At 44.7% G+C, this 26,799-nt stretch carries 16 protein-coding genes; 6 read left to right on the forward strand and 10 right to left on the reverse strand.

Annotated elements, in window-relative coordinates:
* Positions 1–170: 170 nt before the first annotated feature.
* The 7 genes from A3EU_RS0103345 to A3EU_RS0103375 all read right to left on the reverse strand — a co-directional run bounded on the left by A3EU_RS0103345 (position 171) and on the right by A3EU_RS0103375 (position 16,483).
* Positions 171–815: a transposase gene (locus tag A3EU_RS0103345; RefSeq protein ID WP_020534707.1), complete on the reverse strand. Its 645-nt coding sequence runs from the start codon at positions 813–815 to the stop codon at positions 171–173.
* A gap of 98 nt (positions 816–913) precedes the next feature.
* Entirely contained in the window at positions 914–2,620 is a 1,707-nt protein-coding gene (locus A3EU_RS32455) for an arylsulfotransferase family protein (protein ID WP_020534708.1), read from the reverse strand.
* 118 nt (positions 2,621–2,738) lie between these two features.
* Positions 2,739–3,692: a hypothetical protein gene (locus A3EU_RS0103355; protein ID WP_020534709.1), complete on the reverse strand. Its 954-nt coding sequence runs from the start codon at positions 3,690–3,692 to the stop codon at positions 2,739–2,741.
* A 68-nt stretch (positions 3,693–3,760) separates the two neighbouring features.
* Complete coding sequence (locus tag A3EU_RS0103360) at positions 3,761–5,458, reverse strand: SusD/RagB family nutrient-binding outer membrane lipoprotein (RefSeq protein ID WP_020534710.1); 1,698 nt, start codon at positions 5,456–5,458, stop codon at positions 3,761–3,763.
* 22 nt (positions 5,459–5,480) lie between these two features.
* Complete coding sequence (locus A3EU_RS0103365) at positions 5,481–8,642, reverse strand: SusC/RagA family TonB-linked outer membrane protein (RefSeq protein WP_020534711.1); 3,162 nt, start codon at positions 8,640–8,642, stop codon at positions 5,481–5,483.
* 306 nt (positions 8,643–8,948) lie between these two features.
* On the reverse strand, positions 8,949–9,662 hold the full coding sequence (locus A3EU_RS0103370) for a pyridoxine 5'-phosphate synthase (protein ID WP_020534712.1): 714 nt from the start codon (positions 9,660–9,662) through the stop codon (positions 8,949–8,951).
* Between the two features lie 197 nt (positions 9,663–9,859).
* Positions 9,860–16,483 carry a PKD domain-containing protein gene (locus tag A3EU_RS0103375; protein ID WP_020534713.1) on the reverse strand — a complete coding sequence of 2,208 codons (6,624 nt, stop codon included), beginning with the start codon at positions 16,481–16,483 and terminating at the stop codon, positions 9,860–9,862.
* Between the two features lie 297 nt (positions 16,484–16,780).
* On the opposite strand from A3EU_RS0103375, the gene A3EU_RS0103380 reads away from it, so the two are divergent.
* Positions 16,781–17,329: a hypothetical protein gene (locus tag A3EU_RS0103380; protein WP_020534714.1), complete on the forward strand. Its 549-nt coding sequence runs from the start codon at positions 16,781–16,783 to the stop codon at positions 17,327–17,329.
* Positions 17,330–17,414: 85 nt separating this feature from the next.
* Here the strand turns inward: A3EU_RS0103380 and A3EU_RS0103385 are convergent, their stop codons facing one another.
* The gene (locus A3EU_RS0103385; protein WP_020534715.1) at positions 17,415–17,996 is read right to left on the reverse strand and encodes a hypothetical protein; all 582 of its coding nucleotides are present in this window, start codon (positions 17,994–17,996) and stop codon (positions 17,415–17,417) included.
* A 112-nt stretch (positions 17,997–18,108) separates the two neighbouring features.
* Between A3EU_RS0103385 and A3EU_RS0103390 the strand changes: the two genes are divergently transcribed.
* Positions 18,109–18,648 carry an AAA family ATPase gene (locus tag A3EU_RS0103390; protein WP_020534716.1) on the forward strand — a complete coding sequence of 180 codons (540 nt, stop codon included), beginning with the start codon at positions 18,109–18,111 and terminating at the stop codon, positions 18,646–18,648.
* Positions 18,649–18,659: 11 nt separating this feature from the next.
* Complete coding sequence (locus A3EU_RS0103395; protein ID WP_020534717.1) at positions 18,660–19,331, forward strand: YiaD family glycine zipper/OmpA-like lipoprotein; 672 nt, start codon at positions 18,660–18,662, stop codon at positions 19,329–19,331.
* A gap of 141 nt (positions 19,332–19,472) precedes the next feature.
* Here A3EU_RS0103395 and A3EU_RS0103400 read toward each other — a convergent pair whose 3' ends face one another.
* Positions 19,473–21,971, reverse strand: a complete 2,499-nt coding sequence (locus tag A3EU_RS0103400) for a TonB-dependent receptor (RefSeq protein ID WP_020534718.1) — start codon at positions 21,969–21,971, stop codon at positions 19,473–19,475.
* A gap of 430 nt (positions 21,972–22,401) precedes the next feature.
* Here A3EU_RS0103400 and A3EU_RS0103405 point away from each other — a divergent pair, with 430 nt between their 5' ends.
* From A3EU_RS0103405 to A3EU_RS0103415, 3 genes are all read left to right on the forward strand, one after another.
* Complete coding sequence (locus A3EU_RS0103405; protein ID WP_020534719.1) at positions 22,402–23,064, forward strand: hypothetical protein; 663 nt, start codon at positions 22,402–22,404, stop codon at positions 23,062–23,064.
* Between the two features lie 60 nt (positions 23,065–23,124).
* A complete protein-coding gene (locus A3EU_RS0103410; protein ID WP_020534720.1) occupies positions 23,125–24,873 on the forward strand; it encodes a T9SS type A sorting domain-containing protein in 1,749 nt (582 codons plus the stop codon).
* Positions 24,874–25,000: 127 nt separating this feature from the next.
* On the forward strand, positions 25,001–25,201 hold the full coding sequence (locus tag A3EU_RS0103415) for a hypothetical protein (protein WP_020534721.1): 201 nt from the start codon (positions 25,001–25,003) through the stop codon (positions 25,199–25,201).
* A 91-nt stretch (positions 25,202–25,292) separates the two neighbouring features.
* Here the strand turns inward: A3EU_RS0103415 and A3EU_RS0103420 are convergent, their stop codons facing one another.
* Positions 25,293–26,744, reverse strand: coding sequence for a hypothetical protein (locus A3EU_RS0103420; protein ID WP_020534722.1), 1,452 nt, complete (start codon positions 26,742–26,744; stop codon positions 25,293–25,295).
* Positions 26,745–26,799 lie beyond the last annotated feature (55 nt).

Below are 26,799 nucleotides of genomic sequence, written 5' to 3' on the forward strand. Positions count from 1 at the left end.
GGCTGAAGCCCGTTTTACAATGTAGCCTGGGATTTATCCCGGGTGTATATCCTACAACGCATGGCTACTTTACGAACGGGCTAAAGCCCGTTTTACAATGTAGCCTGGGATTTATCCTGGGCGTATATCCTACAACACTTAGTTACTCTACAAACAAGCTAAAGCCCGTTTTACATGTAGCCTTTGGCATAAGAATAAGGCCAGTCTTGCCACCTCTTTACGAAATTTGCTTTGCAGGGATTTTCCATAATATAAGCTATAATACGAAAAAGGCTATCCTCGTTTCTTACCCAATGATCATAACTTTCACTTTCCCAAAATGGCCCACTCCTATTCAATAAACGATTTGCTGCTATAGCTGTCCCACCCTTAATCAGTCGCATTATGTCTTGTAATTGGACATAATCTCCGGGGACACTACCATCATCAGCCAACTGTATTTGGGTATCAATCAAGAGATGAACATGATTAGGCATTATACAATAACTCAACAAATCGTATAGCTGTGTATCATATTCTTCGATCCTTTCTATTACCAATTGAGCAATAGCTTTTTCTTGCAAGAAAAAAGGTCCACTTTTTATTTTATCAAGCAATTCATCATTAGCAAAAACATGCTGTAAATGATACTCATCCCTTTCCTCTTGAGAGAGGTCTCTCTTAGCAATGATTTCTTCTTCCTGGCTGCGTTTCTGATTTCTCAACGTTACCATAGGCGCTGAATTTTTCAGTCTGAAAGTAACAAAGAACGTGCCGCCAGGTGGTTGGTAATGAGGTAGGTTTCTTTTGTAGTATATCTTTTTCGGAGAAGGCATTTTTCTTGGTTTTTATTACGGGCTAAAGCCCGTTTTACAATGTAGCCTGGGGTTTATCCTACACACTTTGTTACTTTACGAACGGGCTAAAGCCCGTTTTACTTTATAATTAATTTCTGTACTTCCTCTTTTCCCGAGACTTGTAATAAATACATACCCGCAGGGTAGCTATGCATGTCTAATACGACACGATTAGCTTGTAATGATTGCTCTAAAACTACAACACCTCGCATGTCCCTTACCGTCAGCGTTTCACCAATTGTTGCTGTATTTACGTTGACCGAAAATTGGCCTGTAGAAGGGTTTGGAAAAACCGTTAACGACGATTGCTCTTCGCTCAATTCATCAATAGCTACTACGCTACAAAAATCCTCATTTGGATCAAGTTCTAAATAGCCTTGCGGGCTTAAATCTTTGCCCACAAAGGCCGTATAATCGGCGGGGTATTTTTCTGCCTGGAATGTAAAATTATCCCCTATATTCAAATCTCCTCCTTGGGGGAAATTTTGCCCAAAACGCAGAGGAGTAAGGTACTCCCAAACAAGTTCCCCTTCTTCATCAAGCTCAAAAATACGCCCTTGACGAGCAACACAAATCACAACGTGCCCATCACCCAATATCTGGATGCTAGATGCATTGGTAGAAAAGGTTTTGGCAGTATCTGGATGGACAAAAGCCGCACTGAACGCTTCAGGTAAAAAACTACCACTTCCCTGGGAATAAGACTGGGTGCTTTCTTCCCAAACGGGTGTAATAATCTGCCCTCTGGACAAACCCTCTTCCACAGAAAAATTGACAAAATTATTAAAGACGGCAATGGCACCATAATGCTCGTAATGCTCCGCTACAAAATCGTCAATCCACTGGGCATCATGCTGCGAAAATAATTTTTCATCTTCTAATGTTCCCTGCTGGTAAGCATGTGGCGAACCCCATCTCCACAACAAGTCGCCTCCACGATTACTGTTACCGCCACTGGTTGTTGCAGCTTCACTGGTGGTGGTGCTATGGTCAATGATCCATATTTCATTGAAATTCCGAGCACTAATCATGATTTGGTCCAGCTCCTCGTTGTAGTCAATCGCATTGGCATGGATCCAATCATCTCTACCTTCAGAAAATTCTTGATAATTAAGGTTAATACGTTCAGGGTGAGCACTAATCTCTCCGAAATTCTCAGCAGTATCATCAAAATCCTGAACCAAGTGATCCCAAGCTCTCCATTCCCAGTGAATGCTATCCGTCAACGGATCTACCTCTATAATTTTTTCCGACCAAATACTTTCCTGTGGATACGAAAGCGTATCAAAGCCATTGGCAATGATTTCCTCACGTTCAATAAAGTCATAGGCCAGTATCAATATGTGCCCATTGGGCAGGTAATGCACATCGTGGTGTTGCCGTTCTTGACTATCCGCAACGACATAAGTCCACAATACTTCATTGTCCCAGCTTACTAATTCAACGACACCGCCCGCGCCACCTGAGCCAAAGGTAGGCCCCTCAAAAAGTGGTGCAAAACGTTTGGCCCGCAGCAAGCGTCCATCAGGTAAAAGGTAAGCTACAGCACCAGGTCGTGCCCCAAAATCACCGTCCTCCCAACGATGCACAATTTGCCCGCAAGCATCCAACAGGAATGTAGTAGACTGCTGTTCAGGGTAGATAAGCAGGTAATCTTCAATGGGTGATTCCGAATTATAGGTTAATAACCCAACTGTGTTTTGTGCAAAACTGACAGAAGGCGTCACGATTATTAGAACTGCAAATATTTTCCACAAAGCGTTTTTAGAAAAGCATTTTCGCATACCTGATTTTTTAAGTGCAGCTAAAATACAAAAGCCACCTGGATAACTTTCGTTGTCCAGGTGGCTTAATAATATAAAGCGATTAATAAATTTACGCGAGGTAAATTATTTAATCATCTTAGTTAGTCAATGGAGGCCAGTCAGTACCATCCGTACGAACGAGTGTAGTCGTACCACCTTCGGCATAATCATTGGTCCAAACGATTGTCAAAGTAGAACCGCTAGTAGTTACACTTTCGAACGTGTAAACCTCACCCCAACGGCTAACGCCAGTAGGAGCTATGATATTACAAGCATCCTTGATACGTAGGTCACCTCCAGGGAGGGTAGAACCTGGCCCGTAACAAGCATCGTAAGCACCAAAAGAGAAGTCTTCAGCATCGACGTTGGTAGGATCAGCAGGGTCTACAATCTGGTAAACACCAGGGCCTACAGAAATCCACTGAGACATAATCGTTGGTCCCGTATCTCCACACCAGCCAACAGTCGTCGCTTCGTAAATGCCTTCTAGATCAGAAGTACAAAGCAAGTCAGCATCAAAGCTGAACAAACCTCTAAATGGTGCAGAAGAAATAACGTTAGACCCTGTGTTGGCAGCCGTAAAAGTACGTCCGTCATTCAGGGTTAGCGTTGCATTGAAGCGGAAAGTGCTACCACCATCTACATCAGCAGCCGTAAGCCCCAAGGTAGAAAGTACGTCTGGCAAAGTAAAGCCGAAGCTGGTGAAAGGAAGCCCTGTATCAGGATTGGTGCTGAAAGCTCCAGCATCAATCGTCAAGATATTAACAGGAGCAACGCTAGTAGCACCGCCATTAGCTTTGTCGATGTACTCTACCACCCAAGAGTAAGAAGCTACGTCCTTACCGTCGTTCTCATCGTAGAATTCTACTGAGATATCAATGGCTGAGTTATCAACATCAGTTAAAAAGAAATTCCCGTCCTTAGTCAACTGGCGAGCATAAGCTCCGTGCTCTAAGTCATTATATTCGGGAAAGGCACGCTCCTTTTCTTCACAGGCAGTAAATGCCAGCAAGATGGAAAGGGTGAAAAGCGAATAAAAAAGTTTTTTCATCGCAAAATTATTTTCAAATCCGGTGATTCTCTGTTGTACAGAAAACCACCGGAATCGGTTAGACAAAATTAACGTAAATCACCAGGCTTCGTATCCCAGAATACACGGCCACTCAAATCCTGACGCTGAGAAGCGGTAGCATTGAAGTTAACGTATACTGCAGGGTACCAGAAGGTACGTGGGAAGAAACTAGTAGAAGTAGACTCCCGAGTAGGCTCCATCAAAGAAGGATATCCTGTACGACGGTAGCTATTAAATGGCTCCAAGCCCATACCGTGACAAGCCAAGCGGTACTCATTCATAATGAGATCCAAGCGCTCTTCGTCATCAGCAGCAGCATCATACAAGTCAAGTACTTCAGCTACGTAAGCATCAACTGCCTCGTCAGTAGGTACAAGCGTTGCATCTACTACAGTAGTATTGAAGTTCATTACTTTACTAATAGACTGACGTAGCCCTGTCTCCAACAATGCGCGAGCATCGGCATTAACCCCCATGGTTAAAGCTGCTTCTGCTAAAAGGAAGTGCGTCCAGCTAGATAAGAAGATAGGCTGAATACCAGCACCACGTGCACCATCGGTGCCACCGTTAGATACTTGCCAAGTGTCATCACCGGTATCTTCGTCTACAATGATCATTGGCAGATCATCAAATGCACCACCAGCAGGGTATAAGCCCCAAGCGGTACGCTTCAAATCATCAGGCGGAATACCGTCTGCATTACCGTGGCTACGGCCCCAGTATCCTCCGCGAATACCATCAGGGTCACCAAAGTCACCTGATGCAGTACACCAAGGATAACCGTCTTCCCAGTGCGTAGGGTAAGGAGCTGTAGTACAATCCAGGGTAAACTGGTTTTCATTGTCCTCAAATCCATCCTGGCGGCGGAAGTAGTAACGTAGACGTGGGTCCTCGTTGTCCTTTACACCAAACATTTGCCACATCATGTAGTTACTCATGTACCAGCTTGGGCCACCATTTTCGTAACCATCAGTATAATAAGGGTGACGAGAATCTGGAGCAGCACGATTGGTGCCATATTGGAACTGGAAATCTTCACCGACCTCATCGATAATATCGCCACCTCCAAGGATAGCATCAATAGCAGCACCACTTCCTCCCGCTTGGCGAGTCATTACGTGGTAACGAATAAGAAGTGTGTTGGCTAAAGTTGCCCAAGATGCTCCTTCACCATCATAGTAAAGATCACCACCAAGTGAACCCTTAGGATTAGAAAAATCTGCAAGTGCAGAAGTCAACAAATCCGCCGCATCACCGTAAACCGCCGCATCGGTATCCGCCTTCGGGCTAGGTACTACTACCCCCTGAAAAGCTTCGCTGTAAGGAATATCTCCGTACAAATCTACCAATGTGAAGAGAATATAAGCCTTCATCGTCTTTGCAATACCAGCGTAGGTCGTAAGATCACGCTCGGTAGCATTGTCAATGATTAGGTTAAGATCCGGTAGCAAATCGAAATAAGCAGTTTCCCACATAAAATCGAAGCTGGTAGGACCATCCTGGTTATTATAAAAATAACCATCGGCCATCGCTGCCATCCGTACATAAGGCATGGTTTCATCACTTACTTCGTCAACGAAGTCTTTGAAGTCCAGCATTACGGCATTGAACACCAGATCCAATTCCGCCTTTTCTGGCGAAACAGAGTTGGGGTTATCCAACAACTCATCAAGCTCCAAGCTTTGACATCCCACGATTGCGAGGGCTACCAATGCAAGAAAACTATATTTTAAAATATTTTTCATATTGTTATTCACTTTTGGTTGTTTAGAAGGTGACGCGTACGCTACCACCAATTTGACGAGAAGTAGGAACGTTCATAAGCTCAAAGCCACGGCCGTTACCTACACCCAATGAAAGTACTTCAGGGTCAAAGTTTGCTCCCGCAGGGAAACCAAGTGCTTTGAACCACAGGTTCTGACCAGACAGCGTCATGGTCACCGTACCAAATGGTGAATTATCAATCAAGTTACCAGGTAGGCTGTAAGAGATAGAAACTTCACGTAATTTCAGGTAAGAAGCATCGTAAACGCGCATCTCATCCTGGAATACACCACCGTTCTGCCAGTAGTGCTGGGTAGAAGTAATCTGAATATCATTAGGCGTACCATCTTCTTTAACACCAGGGGCAACTACAGGCACGTACCGATCAAAGTCCGTTTCTGCAAGAATACCACGAGCCATCAGGGTAGAAGGCAGGGTAGAGTAAATAATACCACCATCAGAATAGGTCATCAATGCATTCAAAGCAATTCCCTTGAAGTTAACATTAAGGCCATAGTTCAAAACGTAAGCAGGGTTAGGATCACCGAGGATACCCAAATCTGGCGCAGTAAGGTAAGTACCATTGCTCTGAACAATACGATTTCCGTTTTCATCACGAGCAATAACCTCTCCCTGGATCACACCGTAAGGCTGATCAACGATAGCGAAGTTACCTAAGTTAGAGTAGCCGGCGAAAACCAACTGATCGATACCTTCAGCAAGCTCATCTACATTAGAAACGTTTCTAGTGTAATTCGCATTCAAAGCAACACGAAGGTTACTCGTCTGAACAACCGCTAGGTCAAGGCCTAACTCAATACCTTTATTGGTAATTGCAGCCGCATTGATAGTCGTATTTTCGTAACCAGTAGATGGATCAAGATCCAAATCGATGATCAAGTCCGTAGACTCCTTGTTATACAACGATAAATCAATACCGAAACGGTTATTAAACAAGCGTGCCTCCACACCAAACTCTAATTCTGAGTGTAATTCTGGCTTAAGATCAGGGTTACCAAAACGGTTGTCTACTGTATTGGTGTTTACAACTGTACCACCATTGGTGACAAAGTCACGTGTAGAAACACCCAGGATGTTACGCGTCTGGTAAGGGTTAGGATAACCGGCAGAAGTACCGTAACCTAAACGAAGCTTCAAGTAATTCAAAGTAGTGTTGTTCTGCAAACCAGCAAATGCTTCTGTAGCAATGAAAGATGCAGAAACAGATGGATACAGAATAGAACGGTTCTCCTTCTCAAGCGTAGACGTATAGTCATTACGCGCCTGTACATTCAAGTACAAGAAGTTCTTGAAACCTAAAGAAGCAGTAGCATAAGCACCGATCAAGTTCTCAGCACGAGAGTCTGACTCGTTGAGGTGGTTGATGAAGTTATCGTGGGTCAACAGATTATAAACAAACTGTTGAGAACTGTTTGCAAAGGTTTGCAAACGCGTATCACGACGAACATTCACCCCTACAACACCATCCAGCGTCAAGTCATCGCTAATGCGAGCATTGTACTGAAGGTTCAAGTTGTGGTCAATAATCGTATTGTTACGCTCTGAAGTCTCCAAAAGACCTAAAGCCTCCTGAGTACCCCCCTTGTTGATCGAGTAACGCTGTGTTTGCGTAAAGCCATCATAACCAACGCGGTACATAGCAGACAACCAATCTGTTAACTTGTACTTCAGTGCAATCGTACCGAAGAAGCGATTAACGCGCTCGTTGTCAGAAGAGTTATTCAATGTCCAATAAGGGTTCTGAATATCGTTACCACCACGGTAGCCAATGCTCGAGAAATCCTGAGGGTTTTCGTACTCCAAGCCTGTTAAGTCAACAGAACGAGGTGTGTAGAAAATGTTGGAGAACAAAGAAGCACCAGTAGGGTTCGAAGAAAAACTTACCCCCGTAGGAGGTGCCTGGCGCTCAGAAGTAACGTAGTTAAACGTACTTACCAATTCTAAACCATTTGCTAGTTTAGTATTGATACCCAAGCCAAGGTTATGCTTGTCAAATGTACTCAGCGGAATGAAACCTTCCTCAGAACGGTAACCGTAGCTGAAGTTTAAAGAAGTTCCTTCTGACAAACGATTAGCGATGTTCACCGAAGTGCTCGCAATCAATCCTGTCTGGAAGAAGTTCTGTAGGTTGTCATATGCCTGGTAGTTGTACCGTGCACCTGCGTACTGAGGTAAAACACCGTTCAAAGCGGCACGGTCATAAGGGTGTGCTATCGTTCCGTCAGCAGCAACACCGTCATTAGCGGTACGCTCATTGAAATTTGCACCCCAGTTAGAGAAGGCAGCAGAAGCAAAGTTGTGGAAACCATTACCCCAGCTGTCCTGATCATCAGGCAAAGAGGCAATGTCATTCGCAAAGAACGACTGGTCAACCGTTACTTCAAACTTCTTGTTCAAGTCTCCGATATTACCATTCTTAGTGGTAACCAGGATAACCCCGTTACGGCCCGCTTCACCGTATAGTACGGTAGCAGAAAGACCTTTCAGTACAGAAACTTCTGCAATGTTGTTGGGGTCAATGTCCAAGAAACGGCTGGAAGCCGAAGAACCACCTTCGTCAAAACCACGGTCATTGTTCGTATCAGAGTTAAAAGGAACTCCGTCAACAACGAACAATGGCTGATTTGAACCAGTGATAGAGGAATAACCACGGATAATTACGTTAGTACCAGAACCGGCAAGACCGGAAGTTTGAGAGATATCTACACCTGGTACCTTACCGCGTAATACACGCGCAACATCCGCCTCTGGTCGAAGCTCGAGTTGATCATTACCAAGTGTGGTTACCGCATATCCGAGGGCTTTCTTGTCCCGTCGAATACCCAAACCAGTTACTACCACTTCGTCAAGGGCTACCCCTTCACTCATGGTAATATCCAGCAAATTGCTGGCACCTACTGCTACTTCACGGGTCTCAAATCCCGTGTAACTAACTACCAATGTGGTAGATCCGTCAGGAACTTCTAAGGAATAAGAACCGTCGATATCGGTTACTGTACCGGAAGAAGTGCCTTTTACGAGGATACTCGCACCAATTAACGGCTCGCCGCCGTCATCGGTAATGGTACCCGATACTGTCCGCTGAGCTATTGCAAAGCTCACGGCAAACAGCACTAGCGATAATACTAGTGAGAGTTTTTTCATACTAATGGCGTTTTAAATAAGTAATACTAGTCTAAACAACACCTGTCCACATGACAGATGTACTTCTTTAACCGATCCCAAAGGCATCGGTGATTTCTTCAATTTGGTTTCTTGGAGGGGTAAGTTCCCATATTGAGCAGTAGGGAACTTTGTTTTTTTGCTAATGCTAAACTAAAAAGTCATAAAACGCAAAACTGTTTTTCTATTGGCGGGGCTAAGGTGAGAAATATTTTCGACTTTAACACACTCTTAACAACGCATATTTCTTTGCAAACGCTGCTTATCGCCAAAATAAATCTCACCACCCTACTTTAATTGACGCAGGTACATTTGGATAACATTCTGTAAACCAAAGTATAAAGCATCACTTATCAGAGCGTGCCCAATCGACACTTCTAGCAATTCCGGCACGTTTTTCCGGTAATAGGAGAGGTTCTCTAAATTAAGATCGTGCCCGGCGTTAATTCCCAAACCAATCTGGTTGGCCAAGGCCCCACAACGGGCATGGGGTGCAACCGCTTTCTCCGGATCATTTAAAAACTGTTTAGCATAATGCCCGGTATAAAATTCAATACGTTCGGCACCAACGTCCTTAGCTCCTTCAATAAAGCGTTCTTCTGCATCAACAAATAAGGACACCCGGATATTAGCAGCTTGCAGTTCTGCCACAACCTCTTTCAGAAAGGCTGCCTGCCCTATCGTATCCCACCCTTGATCCGAAGTAAGTACTCCTGGTCCATCAGGAACCAACGTACATTGATCAGGCCGGTTGGCCAAAACCAAATCTAGAAAAGGACGATTGGGATAACCTTCAATATTGTATTCGGTCGTAACGATGTTTTTCAACAAAGGAACATCGCTGTAGCGGATATGGCGCTCATCCGGGCGCGGATGTACCGTAATTCCCTCAGCACCGAATGCTTCACAATCTTTGGCTACCTGTATCAGGTTGGGCAAATTACCTCCACGAGAATTACGCAGAGTCGCCACCTTATTTATATTTACACTTAAACGAGTCATCTATTCAGTGATGGTTAAGGAAACAAAGGTAATCCGTTTTTTTATTTAGCAACCAGGGGCTAAAATGAGTAATCCCAGATTCTGATTGTCATCAAAACCTGGGATTACCAAATATAAATTAAACCATGCTTAAAGTTTGGTCATCCTGTTTTTTGGCCTAAGCCAAAATTCGGGATGACACCTTTTTCAAACGTTTCCTAAAGTTTGATCACTTTTTGTGACCATACTTCATTGGCCCAGCTGATCTGAATCCAGTAAGTTCCACTTGGAAGCTTACTCATATCCAGTTGCTGCTGCCAGTTACCCACATTTACATCGCGAACTTCCTGTCCTAGGTGCTGCCCTAATGCATTTATCAATCGGAACGACAACGCCCCCTGAGTAGGCCAGTTGGTTGCCCGTAGGTACAACTGATCGCTGGTGGGGTTAGGTGACAAAGTCAGGTCGAACGCCCATGCTGGAGTATCAACGCTTGAAATAATCGGGTTAACCGTCTTTGCTGCGGTAGCTGAACCACAGTCATTGATAGCAACCAAGGTCACTTCAAATGGTCCGTTTTCCAGATAGGTATACTCCACATTCTCGCCCATAGCAGCCTCACCATCGCCAAAAGTCCAAGAGTAAGTCAACCCGGCAACAGGAGAGTCAACCGTAAAGTTGTAGGTCATCTCGTCGTCTGTAACGATTGTAAACTCCGGTGACTCAGGTGCTGCTAGTACAGTGATTAAGTCCATCACCTCAACCATAGCGGTGCCGTAAATATTACTTACTTCCAAGCTTACCCCGTAGGTGCCAGCTGTTTCATAAGTAACCGTCACTTCTGCCTCATCACCTGTAGCAGGTGTCGCACCAGGAAGCGACCAAGACCAACTGGTCGGCGTATTTTCCGAATCATCCGTAAAGGTAACCATCAGTGGTGCACAACCTTCATCCGTATTAGTGCTGAACACTACTTCTGGAAGCGGTCCATCAATAACGATTGTCTGAGTGGTCTCTTCGTCATTACATAAGCCAGTTGCGAACAAGCTCACCTCGTAAGTACCATTACCTGGGAAGGTAAAGGTTGGATTATCCATCGTTGACGTAGATTCGTCAGAGAACGTCCAAACGATACCTGTTTCTCCGGTAGAGGTATTATTAAAGGTAGCCGTTGTTCCATCAAGGGTATAATCAAACCCGGCAGTAGTCGCAGGGTTAACCGTTACAGCATCCTGCATAGTTACCGAATTGGTACCAAAAGCATTGGTAGCTGATAAAGTAACATTGTAGCTGCCAGCCACCGGATAAGAAACAACAGGGTTTACTTCCGTTGAAGTCGCTGGGGTACCTCCAGGGAAGCTCCACAAGAGTTCATCTGCATTTTCCGTCGTACTAAAGAAGGAAACTGTTAATGGAGCACATCCTGCATTGTTTTCCAATGTAAAGTCAATATCAGGAATAGCGCCTTCTACAACGATACTCATTTCTGATTGTACGGTACCACATTCACCGTCAACACTTAATTGAACGATATAGGTACCTACCCCAGGGAAAGTAAACATGGGGAATTCCTCATTGCTCGTCGTGCCACCAGGGAATAACCAGGTATAAGCGATAGCGTTTGTACTCAAATTATCGAAGGTAGCCGTTAAACCATTCAAGGTATAAGTGAAAGAAGACGTAGGCAGGCCTGTCACCGTCACCGTCTGCTCCGTAGTGGTAGTTCCTGCGGCATTCGTCACACTCAAGCTTACCTGATAGGTACCTGCTACAACAAAGGAAGTCACCACTGTGGCATCGGTACTCATAGCTGGCATACCACCATCGATGGTCCAGCTGTAAGTGTAACCAGGCCCTTGCTCATCAGCCGTAAGGGTGATCAGCTCATTTACACAAGTGTTTAGGCTACTAGCAGTAAAGGCTGCTGTTGGTGCTGTGAGTACGGTTACGGTTTGTTCTGTCGTTGTACTACCACATTCATTCGTAGTTGTAAGCTGTACGGTGTAAGTACCTGAAGTTTCGTAGGTATGCATGACACTCATGCCACTGCCTTGGGTGTCATCACCAAAGTCCCAAGCCCAATTGGTAATTCCTGCATCTGCAGGCCCAGTAGCACCAATAGTAAGGCTACCCAAGGTTGAATCCAGTGTAAAGTCAGCTGATGGAGCCTCACCTACTACAATGTACTCTTCCAGGTTTTCACTAGCTGTGCCTGCTGCATTCATAACTACCAAGCTTACCGAATAAGTACCGGCTGCATTATACGTCACCGTTGGGTTGGCTTCATCACTAAATTCAGGGGAACCACCAATAAAGGTCCAGGCATAAGTATAGGTACCATCTTGGTCATTGGCAGCAAATGAAGTTGTAAATGGTGCACAACCGCTTTGCCCTGTACTCGTAAACCCACCTGTAGGTGCTACAACAATCATAATGGTCTGCGTGATCGTTTCTGAACCACAAGGGCCAGTTCCCGTCAAGCTTACCTCGTAGTTTCCTGCGGCGGCATACGTATGCGTAACCACGGCTCCTTCATCCATATTGCCATCACCAAAGTTCCAGATCAGGTTATCAACTCCCTGGCTGGTACTGGTAAAGGTAGCGGAGTAGTCGCCTAACACGTAGTCAATGTTGAAGGTCACCATCGGCTCTGGCAGTACCATTACAGAGTTGGTCGTCTGTGTAGTGCCGGTTCCTGCTGCGTTGGTAACACTTACACTTGCCGTGTAATTACCCGGTTCGTTATAAACCACCGTAATGACAGGGTCTGTACTGGCGGCAGGCACTCCTCCAGGAATATCCCAAAGGTAGGTATAGCCTGCACCCTGGGGCTGAGCAGTGTAAGTAACCGTCAGCGGCGCACAACCACTGCTTACGGAAGCCGAAATCGTAGGTTCAGGAACAAAAATAATGTCGATGGTTTGCCGGCTGGTATCGGTACCACATTCGTTGCTCGCGACCAGTGCCACTTCATAGCTGCCTTCAGCAGCGTAAGTATACTCAGGGTTCGTTTCAACAGACATCATTCCGTCTCCAAAAAACCACTGTAGATCATCAGCTAAAGAGCTATTGTCCGTAAAGTTCACAACAGCACTTCCCAGCGTATTCGTAAAGGAGAAATCAGCAGTGGGGCCTTCTCCTACTACGATCAAATCTGTTTCGGTAACCGTACTGGCTCCGGCAGCATTGGTGATCGTCAGGGAAACAGAATAAGTGCCGGGGCTATTGTAAATCACTGTGGCTTCAGGTGTATCTGTCATCATCGGTGCTCCACCAGGGAAGCTCCACTCATAGGTATACCCATCCGCCTGAGGGCTAGCTGTAAAGCTGACTGTCAACGGGGCACAGCCACTCGTCACAGAAGAGGTAATCACCGGAGATACTGGCAACACCAAGGTTACGGTTTGGGTAGCTACATCTGTACCACACTCGTTTTCTACCGTTTGGGTAATGGTATAAGTACCTTCTTGATCATAAGTATAAGAAGATGGCGTGTCAGTCGTGCTGTCACCATTGCCAAAGTCCCAGCTTACACTGGTTGCATTACTGCTCATGTCGACCAAGTCTACAGTAAGACTACCAGGTGTAGCCGTTGCGGTGAAACCTGCCGTAGGGCCTTCGTTAACAACAACGTATCCCGTTTCTGTTACCGATGCAGAACCAGCCGCATTGGTGATCGTCAGGATTACATCGTATACCCCAGCCGAAAGATAGTTTACAGTAGGGTTAGGATCTGCTGAGGTAGCAGGATCGCCACCTGGGAAATCCCATTCATAAACCAGGCCATCTTCTTGAGGTTGTGCAGTAAAGTCTACGCTTAATGGCGCACACCCCGTCGCAGCTGTACTGGCAAAAGAAGGATCTACAGGAAAGATAACTTCTACTGTTTGAGTTGCTTCTACCTGGCCACATTCGTTAAGCGCACTTAATGTGATAATATAAGTTCCTGGCTCGGTGTAAGTAACAGTAGGGTTTTCCTCTGTTGAAGTTTCCCCATTACCGAAAGTCCAGGTGTAGCTGTCTGCATTGGTAGTATTGTTTACAATAACAGGTGTGGCTTCACCAGGTGCCAATGTAGCTGTAAAGCTTACGTTGGGTAGCCCCAGAACGGTAATGTAGTTGGAGAGTGTAATGGTTTCAAATAAACCATCAGCCTCTACCGTCAATATTACATCGTAAACACCGGGTGTAGAATATATCACCTCAGGGTTGGGGTCACTAGAAGTGGCAGGAAGGCCGCCGGGAAACTCCCACGACCAAGCCTCGGGCTCACCTTCAGATAAATCGGTAAACTGCACCGTAAGGTCAGCACAACCGCTGGTTACATCACTGGTAAAGTCAGCAACCAGGCCTGGCTCTACAACGACTGTTTGAATGATGAGATCACTACCACATTCGTTAAACACTTCCAATTCTACCTCATAGCTACCAGGACCAGGGAAGGTGTGCGCTGGATTCTCCTGTTGAGAGAAGGAACCATCGTCAAAATCCCAGGCAAAATCCTCAACATCAGAGGAAGAGGTATTTGTGAATTGGTAATCATAGCCAGACACCTGTACAAAAGTAAAGCCAGGTGTAGGTAAACCTAATACCGTCACCGCTCCGATTTCGGTATGCGTATCAGTACCTACGTTATTTTCTACCGTTAGGCTAACATCGTAAACACCAGGCGTGTTATACTCAGTGAAAGGAAACTGATCATTACTAAAACTAGGATCGCCACCTGGAAAAGACCAGTCCCAGAATTCTACAACACCCGTTGATAGATCATCGAAAGACACCAGTAACGGTGCACAACCAATAGTTGGGTTCAGTTCAAAGTCAGCCACAGGAGGGTCCAGTGCTCCACAAAAGGACGTCAAAGAGATGTTGTCAACATACATATTGTTACCAAAACCGTTGACATTCTCAATCATTATCACAACATCACTCTGCCCGTCGTATGCGGAAAGATCCAGGTCTATACATCCCGGGCTGTTGGTACACCATTCGAATTCATCCTCAGGAGTAAAGGCATTATTACTGTCGCCTGCGGTTGCAAAGTTTCCACCGCCAGTTTCGTCACCTTCAAAGAGTAAATCCGGGAAGGTTTCGCCACCATCTGTAGAAACATAGATACGCAACTGGTCACGTAAGTTGTTATTGAAGCGAGCGTAAGCATATTCCAAAGAAAGCCTTACGTCACCTTCAGCAGACAGATTGAACCCGGGGCTCATAAGCCCATCCGTTTCACCATCTGCATCGTAATCAAAGTTATTAACAAAGGCAGCATTGTCACCAAAGTTACCATCTACACCTGTGATTTCCCAAGTCTCATCATTGTCCGGATTTTCAACACCCCAGCCACCAAAGCCGTCTTCAAAGTTTTCAAAGTGAATGACTTTGCGGTACTCTTCATCCAAACCTACCTCAATAGTAAAAGAGGTAAAGTCATCACCTACGTTGTTTTCTACGCTTAAGAAAGCCTGATAAGTTCCAGGCTCGTCATAGTAGACAACAGGATGAGGGTCGGTTGAAAAACTTGGTGTCCCACCAGGAAAGTCCCAGGTGCGGGTCAATACAACACCTTCAGATTCGTCAAAGAAACCTACGTAACTTTCTGTACACGCTTCGTCACGAGACACTTCGATAAACGCAAGCGGAGGATCCAGGGAAGATTCACAATCACCCAAACAATTGGCGTTAGATACAAAATTGTTAATCGTATTGATCGACGCAGGAGACCAAGTATTGGTATTATTTACAGAAGGAGCCATAATAAAGCCGCTACCTCCGGCATCGTGACCTGAACTGAAGTTATGCCCAAGTTCGTGTGCCCACACAACCCTAATTAGGCTGGCATTACTGCTAAAGTTCTCACAAGTATTGTAGCGTAAGTTGTTACAGACACCACTCAACCAAGCAACCCCAATAGTACCACCATTGAAGTTTCTGCCTGTCCATAAAGTGGCAACATCGAAGGTTACACCAAAACCACCACCATTACCCCAATCGGTAAAGTCGTCCAGTAGGGTTCCTGCATTTGTATTATTGGTCCAAGGGTCACAACTGGTAGCGCTACAAGTAGCAATGAAGGTGGTAACTACCTCAAACTGGATTTCATCCGCAAACTCATCGTCATAATTGGTTTGGACGTTTGCCAAGCTATTGAGCATAAAGTTCTCCACGCTGGTTTCGTTGCTCCCAAAATCCTGGTACAGCTCAAAATCCGAAGCCAATGCTATTTCTACCAACAAACATTCTCCTGCTATTCTACTAGGGCCAGAAGATCTGTCTTGTAATCTTTCTACCTGTGCAGGAATGTGCGTAGCACAGTACTCCTCCGGGATAATAGCATCCTGTTCTTGGTACACCAGGTAATGACTAGGATCTGCATCTGGAACAAAGCGCCATAAGGGCTCTACATAATAGACGTCACCATTCTCTTCCCAGCGCCCCAGTACGTAGTTTTCGTCAAATGTAAAGAGTGCTTCCTGAGGGTTGGTTTCACCAACGGTACCCCGGAAAGTTGCGGTGCGCGTAGGTGCCTCGCCTCTCATACGACCATCGACCATTGTTTGAAGTTCATAACCAGCCGAACGTAGATCATAGCCCGTAAGGCTAAATTTGAGTGGTTGCCTTCCAGCCGCCCTCAACGAAAATTTTACGTCATTGGCAGACATCAGATACATTTCGTAGAGCGCCTGGTAATCCAGCGACACTGTTTGATAGTCTTTAAATTGTTCCGAAAGAATCGGTGCATCTGCCTGCGGCAAAGGCAATAAATCCACCGTTGTTTGAGCAAAGAGCGTGCCCGTCAATAGGCATAGCCATAGCGGGAAAAAAGCTGCTAACTTCATCATGAAAAGTAGTTGTGTTTTCGACCTAGAAGATGTTCTTTAGGCAATTAATTAATCCGGGTTGATAAGGTGAGGCGGTAAAGCACGGATTCAAACAGTCTTCAAGTGGATTCTTGGCGTGGGCATGCAAATATAATATCCTTTCATTTTTTTTTCTGATTACCTATACGCGGGAAGGTAATGGATGTTACAAATAACTTATTTTGTCGGCTATTGTACGCTCAATTAGTGATAAGTCCCTAAGTTAGTGCTCAATTTATTACTGTATTGCTCCTTCTGAAAGCAAAATTACCTGATAATATGAAACGTTTTTCACTTCTGATCGCGATAGTACTCTGCTGCACGCTTGCAGTTCAAGCCCAAAGGGGAGAACCCCAAGGCCAGCGTTGGTGGGTAGGAGCTCACACAGCCTTAGGCTTTGGTGCTAGTACTAGACTTATCAATTACACGCTTGGGCTTGCCCCCATGTACGGTTATCGAATTATCCCTCAAGTAAGTATTGGCCCAAGGGCAAGTATCCTTTACAACCACTATCGCTTTAGAGATGATTTTGGGAATGTCTTCGAGAAAGTTAATATCGTAGATACTGGTATTGGAGCATTTATCAGAGGGCAAGTGTACCGGCAATACTTTGCCCAAGTCGAACTGATGTACGAGAATGTCCAAGTTCCAATTGGTAATGGTGAAAAAATCACCTACAATGGTATGAATGCCTACATTGGTGTCGGTATGAATAGTGGAGGCAGCAACCCTACCTTTGAGCTGATGCTGGCTTACGACCTCAACTTACAAGCTATTTTTAGAAACAACCTGATCAATGGTCGCTTTGGGTTTACGTTGTTTTATTAAGGGTTAGATGGTTGATGGTTAGATGGTTGATGGTCCAATCTGGACCTTTACCCCCTTACACTCACCCAACTTTTACACCTTATTATTAATACAAACGCTTTTCCTCTTGCGACAGCACGCCTTCGATGGCAGCAAAAATACGGCGGGGTTTATGAGGGCGCCAGTTGATATCGTTGAAGAGTTCTCCGAAATGGAGGTAATTGTCTAGTTGGGTTTCACGCATTTCATCCAGCACATGATCTTGCATGTTCAGTAGCACAACCCAGCCATTGTATTCCTCTAGGTCATCCTTCCATTCTTCGTAATAGCTATCATCATCGCCGTGATAGTTGAGGATATTCTCTCCGATCAAGATGTAATGGTAAATACCCGCTGGAATCATTTCGTCAATGAGCTCTCGTTTGAGAAACATGATATCATTGTGTACGGCATCGTTCCATTCGCCGATCAATTCAATGATGGCAAAATGTTGATGATAATCGGCAAACAGAACCTTTAAATACAGCGTTGACGAACCGATATTATCCCACTGCGGGTGGATATAGTAATTATAAATGGTGTCGGTGAATTCAAATTCACTATAAGTTCTACCGTAAAAGGGAGAGCGTTCGTCATTGGCAGCACTGTATTCATCACGCCAGCGAAAGAAAGGTTCAAGGTCTTGCATATCTTTTTTTCCTCAATGATATAACTACGAAACACTATTTTTATCCTAAGGTTGAGTTCTTTCTAAACTGGACTTTCATCATTTTTCAGAAACGCCAGCTAAACTTCTTTTCATGCTAAAAATACTGATCACCGGACCGGAATCCAGCGGTAAGACACAATTGGCACAAACCCTTGCTCGCAGGTTCCAAAGTCCCTGGGTGCCTGAGTTTGCACGTACCTACCTCAATGCGCTGGAGCAGGATTATGAAGAAGAAGACCTCCTTAAAATCCTCAATGGGCAACTCCGTCTACAACACCAGCATCATCAAAGCCCTTTGCTTTTCTGCGATACTGGCCCAGAGGTCATCTACGTATGGAGTAAAGTGAAATTCGGTAGAGTAGACCCCTTCATTGAGGCCAGTTTACGCAAGTATCAATACCCACTTACCTTCCTGTGCACACCAGATTTAGCATGGGAACCCGACCCGCTGCGGGAAGCGCCCCAGCAAGCAGACCGAACACAACACTTCGAAGAGTATCAGCGCATTTTACAACAACTGGGCACTCCTTATCTCACCGTCAAAGGCCAAGGGGAGGCAAGAGCAGCAGCGGCTATTACGGCTGTCCAGCAACTATTGAACACGAGTACTAAAAATCAGGTTTCAGTATAAAATCTACACTTATGAAAACGAAATCAGCTTTTTTAATTTTCCTGACTTTCCTCGTCATCTTTTTCGGCAGTGCTTGCCAGGCCAGTCGCACGACTAAAGGCGGTGCCATTGGTGCAGGTGCCGGAGGAATTATTGGTGGTGTCATCGGAGAGCGTTCCGGTAATACAGCAGCAGGCATTCTTATTGGAGCTACCGTTGGAGGGGCTACCGGCGCCATTATTGGTCGCTACATGGACAAACAGGCCGCCGAGATTCAGCGCGACCTCGAAGGAGCAAAAGTAGAACGAGTTGGAGAAGGGATCCTCATCACCTTCGACTCTGGCTTACTATTCGACGTAGGTAAGTTTTCCCTCCGCTCGACGACCAAGGCCAATCTTAATGAATTATCAACCACCCTCAACAAATACGAAGACACGGATATCCTTGTCCAGGGCCATACCGACAGTACAGGTTCTGACGAACTGAACATGGAACTCTCCGAAAATCGCGCTAAGGCCGTCCGCAATCACCTTACCGGCCAAGGCGTGGCGGCTCCCCGATTTACCGTCCAGGGATTCGGCGAAAGCTTACCCCTTGCTGACAATGACAGCGCTTCGGGCCGCCAGCAAAATCGACGGGTAGAAATTGCTATTTATGCGAATAAAAAATTGCAGAAAGCAGCACGGAGGGGGGATTTGGAGTAGGCTAAACTCCGGCCTTGCTAAATACCGTAGAAAGACGCGGGCTGCTTCGCGCCCTTTGGGTAGAAAGTAGAGGGATAGTAGACCTAAGGGGTCAGCTATCCCTCTACGACCTTCGGCGAATGCCGAAAAGCAGAGAATAGTCTAAAAGTTATCACTACCTCCCCCCTTCTGGTCGTCGTTATTAATTTTAGAACGACGACTGCGGCCGTTGCCCTCGAAATCCAATTGCCCGAAATTATAGCTCAAACTCACCCCAACCGAACGGAAAGGAATGCTAAAATCGGAGCGCTGGTAAAAGTTCTCTCCACGAATTTCAGAAGGGAAGCTTTTGTTCCTGTTGAATGGCTCAATGGCACGCACGCCCAGGCTGAAGCGCTTGTTGAATTCTTTGCGCAAGCCCATACCGTATATCCAGAAGCTAGGGTTCTGTCCTTGTAGCGTCTGGTTGGGAGAACGCGCAAAGCCAAAGAGGTCAAATTTCCAGTCGCGAGGTAGGTTAATATTGGCACCTGCATTGGTACTCCAAACAATCGCATCGCGGCTCAAATCAATCGAGTCGATGGTAGATTCCGCATTATAGGTGTAGATATTGAAGCCCAACCGGAAGGTTCCCACCTTCTTGACGTTGATCGACGTGAAGATATTGACGCCCACACTGTTGTTTACTCCTATATTAAGGTAACTGGTATTGGAAACTTCCGAAGAGGGCTCAACTTGTACAAAGCTCTCGATAACATCCGTCGTTTTACGGTAATAAACCGATGCATTTACAGAAACGCCCTTCACGAAAGTACCATAACTAAGCTCGTACTGCTCAACAACTTCCGGATCAAGGGTTGGGTTACCAAAAACGACATTATTAGGGTCGTTAAGCTGCGTAAAAGGGTTGATATAAAACAAGCTGGGGCGCTGAATACGCTGCGAGTAGCTAACTTTCAGGTTGCTAAAATTTTCGAATTGCTTGCTCAGAATAAAGCTGGGTAGCAGGTTGTCGTATTCCTGCGTGAATGGTTCTACCTCCAGTTCTTGGTATGCTCCGCCAATGGTTGTACGCTCGTAGCGGGCACCAGCGATAAGCCCTATGCTTTTACCAATTTTGATATTGAACGAAACATAACCAGCATAGACATCTTGATCGTAAAGGAAATTGTCTGTCAACTGGCTGACTTGCGTAAATGGATCTCCATTGGTAGCGCGCGTCAGGGTTTCGTAATCACTATCAATACGGCGAATAACACTCTTGACACCCGTTTCCAACTTTAGCTTTTCGCCAAAAGGATGGACGTAATCGGCCTGCATCGTATATTCCTGGTTGAGGCCATTATTGAAGTTGCGAATGTCTTCTTCGTAAACGTCAGAGGTACCAGTCTGGTCTGTAATATTTTCCTGATCGCTGGCCGTAGAACTCATTTGAAAAGCTACGGAAAACTCGCGTTCAGAATCGGGGAAAGTACGCTTATAGTCGGTAGTCCAGTCGAAGCCGTTACGGAAACCCTGGTTATCGTTGGCTCTTGCAAAAGTGGTAGATTCTGTAGCGCCTGTTGGCGAAATTAGCCCGTTAAGCGTACCATCTCTCCAGTTGTTAAAACCATTGAAACGGATGGAGGAGTTGATACTATTATAGGCGTTGAAATCATAAAAGGCGCCAAAATTACCGTTAAAGCCCAACACCTGGCTGCTATTAGGCCCTTTTTGCTCAAAGACAGAAGTCGTTAAGTCACCATCATATTCTTCCCGTAAGAATTCAATATTACCTTCCCGTCGCCACGACCAGAAGCTGTTGGCTCCACCATTAAGCCCAAAACGGCCGCGTACCCAATTCAGGTTGAGGCCACCGTTGTTTTGGCGCGTACCAATAGAAGTATTGGCAGACCCCGTAAAGCCTTCTGCGTTTCGTTTTTTAGTAATAATGTTGATGATCCCTGAACTGCCTTCCCCATCGTATTTTGCCGAAGGAGTGGTAATGACCTCTACCGTCTTGATTTGATTGGCCGGAATCGTTTTGAGGGCATCCGCGGGGTTGGCGGCAAACATGGTAGAAGGTCGGCCATTGATCAAAATCTGAATATTGGAAGATCCTCGCAAGCTTACATTACCATCCAAGTCTACAGATAATAAAGGTACGTTTCGTAGCACATCGGCAGCATCGCCACCGGTAGTGGTAGCATCTTTATCGGCATTGTAGACCAGTTTATCAATCCTGTTCTCTACCAGTGCGGCCTGTTCGGTGACTACAATTTCGTCGAGATTAACACCTGTAGGAATAAGGTAAACAGTTCCCAAATCGAGGTCGGGTTTCTCCAGCGTTGTTTCCACGCCTTTTACCACACGGCTTTCATAGCCCATAAAACTGATGTTCAATTCGTAAGCACCATTTTCTACTTCAATGATTTTGAAACTGCCGTCTGCTTCAGTAATCCCGCCATCCAGTTGCTTTCCATCAGAAGATTGAATGAGTACCAGGGTAGCAAACTCTACCGGCTGCCCACTGAGGGTATCCACCAAGGTGCCTGTAATCCGGCCTTTGATGGTTGGGCCTTTTTTACCACCTCCCCCACCCCAGGGTGGCTGCGCCATTAAGAGGGTACCTAAAAGGAGAAAAGCGCTAAAGAGTAGCGTACGTTGGTAAAATCGTTTCATGGTTATGAGCATTTAAGCTAAAGAAACACAAAAGTGAACATTGAGTTTATGCCCTCCTACCTGATGATTTGAATCGGGATGAATTTGCAGTAGAAGGAGCTGGATAGCACTTTTCTTGTTCAAGACGAGCAGAGATGATTGTTTTTTAATAAAAACAGCAAAAAACAGCGGTTATTTCATCTTTCCCCTCTGCAAAACACTAGGCCCCAAGGAAAACAAGGAAAATCCATAGGAAAAACAAAACACACAAATAACTTAAAATCAATAGATTATAAAACATAGACTCTTTCAAAAGCAACAACACTCCTTAAAAATCGACTTTAAAACATCCAAATACTGAGATTTTATCAGCGCCCAAGATGGTAGAGATTTGTAATGTCAAAAGAACACAGATAAGCTGTTCAATTATTCATTCAAATCACTATTTATCATGCAAAATTCACTGTATCTCTTTCTCTTTCTTTTAATTATTGGTACTGGTTTTAGTTGCCAACCTCAACAAGAAGACAACGCCCCCGTTCTGTTGAATGAAAACGTAGAGTTCCGTTCTGACGAGCTTGCTCAGTACCCCCGTCCTACTGATATTGTAGAAATTTCCTTTGCTGAAATCGATGGTTTAGCAGAATCCGAAATATACCAAAACTTTTTAGCAGAAAACATGCTCTCTCCAGCCCAGTATTACCAGGTTTTCACTGATACCGACGAAGTCTTTTATTCTATTGACTTCTACCACCTTGAAGGTCGTATCATCAATTTAGCATTATACCCTCGAGATGGAAGACTGTACCCATTAATGGTAGAGGAATTCCCAATCGACGAGCAAAACTCTACCGTTGTAGCCATTGATTTCACTACCCTGGAACACCTTGGCGAAATCACTGTTACCTCCGTTGATCCAGGCAGTGTGGGCGGTATATACAAACCTACTTGCAGAGCATCCTCAAGCTCCTTTGGGTCATGTGTAGGTTGTGCACTCAATGAACTCAACGATGACTTTCTGGGAAAGCTAACATGTACTACAAATACGCTGATCTGCTTTACAGCTGCCTCTCTGCACTGTGCTCCTCTTCTGCTGGACAATTCAGCTGTTTAATTCTCTTTTTTTCTAAAAACAGGCCCTCATCCTCGTGATGAGGGTACAATACTTCTCAAAATGAACTATTCAATCAAGATCCATACTCCAAGGACTATCTTCTCAGTGCTCTTTCTCTTCCTCTCTCTTTTCAGTACCCTAAACGCACAGGAATGCGACATCACCAGAACCGCTAATAACGGTCCTGACCAACTCTGCCTGGGCAATGTTGCTGACATCATGCTTTTTGAATGTGTCGATTGGCAAAACGTAACTTATGAATGGACCGTAGAAAAGTGTTTTTTCGATCCAGCTACACTAACAACGGATTGTAATAACGTTACCATCCTTACCCCTACTCCTATCTCCACCACACTGCCTTCTCTTAATTACACCTGTAATGAAACGGGCGTGCTACAATTTAAAGTAAACGTAAGGGATAACGTAAGTGGGCAAATCATCGCTACGCCTTGCACTGGGGGGCCAGTTTGCCTTACGGCATCCGTTGAAGTGTTTGGTACTAAAGTTCCAGACTTTACCATCACGGAAACAACATGCAGCTACGATCCTGTGCGCGACGAATACAGCCGTACTATTGAAATTACCCCAACGGTAAACACGGATTTTTCCGGATTTTTCATGGGTATCTTTATCACGGTTGATTGGGGCGATGGCCAGAATGAACATGGGATTGTCAATGCGATAGGATCAAATAGCCGCACCTTTTCCCATACTTACACTTGGTCACCATCCGCGAACCCAAATCCCTCTTTCCTCATTGACGTCACTGCTAAAAATCAGCCGTTCATCGTCGCACTTAACCACTGTAATACACTAGAGCAATTCGCCCTGACTTACGAACCTTCTGTTAATTTGGCAGACTTGGTTTACGAAGTTGCGGAAAGCAACTGTGATCAGCAAACGATTTGTTTTTTAAACCTGAGCGACTTTATCGCCATGCGCATCTATAACGAGCAGGGTGACTTGATCGATCAACTCGAGCCAGGGCCCAACCCTTGTTTCTCTTTTACCGAGAGCGGAAACTACACCTTACTCTTGGTAGATCAGCAAAGCGTCTGCCCTTACTTTTACTATCTGAGCGTTACCCTTTCTCCCGACGACGCAGGTGAACTTACGACGACCAGCACCAGTATTAGCCCTGGCGATCCTTTCAACTTGAACTTGACCAACCCACACAATAGTTTTGTCAGTTACGAATTTTTGTTCAATGACTGTTCAGGTGCTTCCTATTGGCTGCCGATGGAAATGGGGCCTGCCGACCAGTTCAACAGCTACCAAGTACCAAGTTGGATCACGCAACAATTAGTGCCCTGTATGCTGAATGAGAATTTTGAGTTCTGCTTCCGTGCCAAGGTCTTCTGTGAAGAGGTTGACATCTCTTACCTCGACAATGACACAGGTACCGCTTCCAATATCGTTTGCTTACCCATTTGTGTAGGCGGTGATGGCAACCCTGGCGGTGGTGGCGGTGATGACCCCAATGCCCCAGGACAGTGGCTACAAGGCCAGCAAGGTGACACGCACTCCACCCAGGAACGTACCAAAAAAGCTTCTGCTTCAACCAGTGTATATCCCAACCCCAGCAAAGGCATCGTCAACATTGAAATACCAGCCAAAGAAACAGGCACACTGGCCAACTTGGAGGTCGTGAATATTCTCGGGCAAGTGGTGTGGCAGGAAGAAATCGACGAAAGTCAGAATACTTCCCTCTCCCTAGATCTCAGCAAGCATAGTAGCGGCACCTACTTCGTACGCCTCCTTTCGGAGCGTGGTACGACCCACCTTTCGACACTCGTCCTTAACAAATAAATGTTTTTTGGATGAATAGCCCTCTGTAGCATCCGTTGCAGGGGGCTTTTGATCAAAATGTTTTTACTCGTGCTTTAAGTGCAACCTCTAATGTGGCTGAATTTTATTAACCTAATTCTTAATCACTATGAAAGCTGTAACAAAAGCAATCTTATTGCTCCTATTTAGCAGTGCATTCTTCTGGGCTAGTGCTCAGGAAAATTGCGATAACCCCGAATGCCTCACCACTGATATTGGCCTAAGTATGGGTGTCGATCACTTCAACGGGAAGCTCCTATTCCAGTACATACCTAATACGGCTTTTGGACGGCAAAGAGCTGCTAAGTAAACCTGTGATTAAACAGTAAAATTAGAATAATTTGTTTATTACTTGTTTTGATAATCTAGTGCAGCCTTGCCATTTTTTGGTGAGGCTATTTTTATTCGCTGATGATTTGTTGGAGCCAAGTTCGATAGGCTACTATCTCCATTTTTTCCAGTTTCGTCTTTATTTTCAACCACTTACCAGAAGATTTATCGTGTTGGTACTTCAGTATTTGGTTTAATATTTTTAAAAAATTCAAAAAAGACGCTTGTCGGGTAATAGAAACTTTGGACCTCCTTATTTTTTGCTCTAAAGCTCTAATTCTATTGTAAATTAACTCATTATCAATAATGTAATAAATTCTCACCATCAAGGTATCTACTAGAATACTATAGTTGATGTTCTCAAAGTTTCGGTACACCAACTTTTCAAGGGCTAGATCGTATTCCTTGTTTTTAAATAACACCTCAGCTTCACATAGGCTGTGTGCTTCTTCTGCATAATTAGTCCCTGTTATTTTTCCTGGAGGATAATCGACTAATACTTGTTTTGCGAAAGCAATATCTCCTGTTCTTAAAGCAACAGCAATGATCGCATTAAGAGAAACAGGTAATATCTTTCCGTACACCTCAAAAAAGCCCTCTTTCAAGTGTCTTTTATGAATATCAATAAGCTCTACGGCCAAAGTTGATGAATTAGGTGCTTTCCGAAAGGCTTGGAAATAAAAATTACGATGAAATGCCATTAAGTTCCTTAACGTATGGTCTTCAATCTGATCGCGAATAGCCAAAACCTCCGCTTCATACTTTCTTACGTCTTCGAGGTCGGGGGGATTATCTAACCATTCTATAATGATGTTGTAGAATCGGTTAAGAGGCTCCGTTTTCGCATCAATGCTATTAAAAGACTTCAGCAAGCAATCTGTTTCTTCCAAAACTCCGGCATCATCAATTAATCCTAATGTTTTTTGATGTTTCAAAGCTGTAGTCAAACTTAACTTGGATACTCTATAGTATTGGTCCAAACTTTTATGGGTAGAGACTAGGTTGATATCATTGGTATACGTATTGAAAATACTCCTGAAGAGTGCTACCTCTAACTCTACCAAAAAATTATCTAAATAATACCAAGGCCCAATATCCTTCCTTGCTGCTTGGTATTTACTAAATTGATTGATTGTTTGCTGAAAACGGTCGGGCAAGTTATTTTGCAGGTAAAATCTTGCTAGATATAAATGGTGTTTCGACTCGTAATTATCCTCCCTTGCCATTTCTACATGGATAAACTCTTTGACTAGTCTGAATAAGTCAGAAGTCAGCGCATCAATCGGATTTTTTTGTTTGGGTTGATAGCTATGCTGAGGAAAATATCGCTCATGAAGCACCTTCTTTTCGATCAATTCAAGTCTCAACAATTGTTCTGGTGTACTTAAATATTCGTACAAGTCAACGATCTGCTCTGCATTATAAGCATTGTTAAAATAGGGTGATTGCAAGAACAATAATAACTTTTGCAAATGCGCTTCGTCTAAGCATTGTAAGACTTCAATTAGCTTCTGATTAATCATACTTTAGGGGTCATTACAGAAAATCGGAAAAAAGTGTAGTTTTTTTTTCTTCACA

The organism is Lewinella cohaerens DSM 23179 (assembly GCF_000379805.1).
GTDB lineage: Bacteria > Bacteroidota > Bacteroidia > Chitinophagales > Saprospiraceae > Lewinella > Lewinella cohaerens.

Excerpts from the sequence above, each read along its gene's own strand:
- A3EU_RS0103405 (WP_020534719.1), top strand. The coding sequence starts at position 22,402 with ATGCAAAATTCACTGTATCTCTTTCTCTTTCTTTTAATTATTGGTACT.
- A3EU_RS0103360 (WP_020534710.1), bottom strand. The coding sequence starts at position 5,458 with ATGAAAAATATTTTAAAATATAGTTTTCTTGCATTGGTAGCCCTCGCA.
- A3EU_RS0103410 (WP_020534720.1), top strand. The coding sequence starts at position 23,125 with ATGAACTATTCAATCAAGATCCATACTCCAAGGACTATCTTCTCAGTG.
- A3EU_RS0103375 (WP_020534713.1), bottom strand. The coding sequence starts at position 16,483 with ATGATGAAGTTAGCAGCTTTTTTCCCGCTATGGCTATGCCTATTGACG.
- A3EU_RS0103420 (WP_020534722.1), bottom strand. The coding sequence starts at position 26,744 with ATGATTAATCAGAAGCTAATTGAAGTCTTACAATGCTTAGACGAAGCG.
- A3EU_RS0103385 (WP_020534715.1), bottom strand. The coding sequence starts at position 17,996 with ATGCAAGACCTTGAACCTTTCTTTCGCTGGCGTGATGAATACAGTGCT.
- A3EU_RS32455 (WP_020534708.1), bottom strand. The coding sequence starts at position 2,620 with ATGCGAAAATGCTTTTCTAAAAACGCTTTGTGGAAAATATTTGCAGTT.
- A3EU_RS0103390 (WP_020534716.1), top strand. The coding sequence starts at position 18,109 with ATGCTAAAAATACTGATCACCGGACCGGAATCCAGCGGTAAGACACAA.
- A3EU_RS0103380 (WP_020534714.1), top strand. The coding sequence starts at position 16,781 with ATGAAACGTTTTTCACTTCTGATCGCGATAGTACTCTGCTGCACGCTT.
- A3EU_RS0103345 (WP_020534707.1), bottom strand. The coding sequence starts at position 815 with ATGCCTTCTCCGAAAAAGATATACTACAAAAGAAACCTACCTCATTAC.
- A3EU_RS0103355 (WP_020534709.1), bottom strand. The coding sequence starts at position 3,692 with ATGAAAAAACTTTTTTATTCGCTTTTCACCCTTTCCATCTTGCTGGCA.
- A3EU_RS0103395 (WP_020534717.1), top strand. The coding sequence starts at position 18,660 with ATGAAAACGAAATCAGCTTTTTTAATTTTCCTGACTTTCCTCGTCATC.
- A3EU_RS0103415 (WP_020534721.1), top strand. The coding sequence starts at position 25,001 with ATGAAAGCTGTAACAAAAGCAATCTTATTGCTCCTATTTAGCAGTGCA.
- A3EU_RS0103400 (WP_020534718.1), bottom strand. The coding sequence starts at position 21,971 with ATGAAACGATTTTACCAACGTACGCTACTCTTTAGCGCTTTTCTCCTT.
- A3EU_RS0103365 (WP_020534711.1), bottom strand. The coding sequence starts at position 8,642 with ATGAAAAAACTCTCACTAGTATTATCGCTAGTGCTGTTTGCCGTGAGC.
- A3EU_RS0103370 (WP_020534712.1), bottom strand. The coding sequence starts at position 9,662 with ATGACTCGTTTAAGTGTAAATATAAATAAGGTGGCGACTCTGCGTAAT.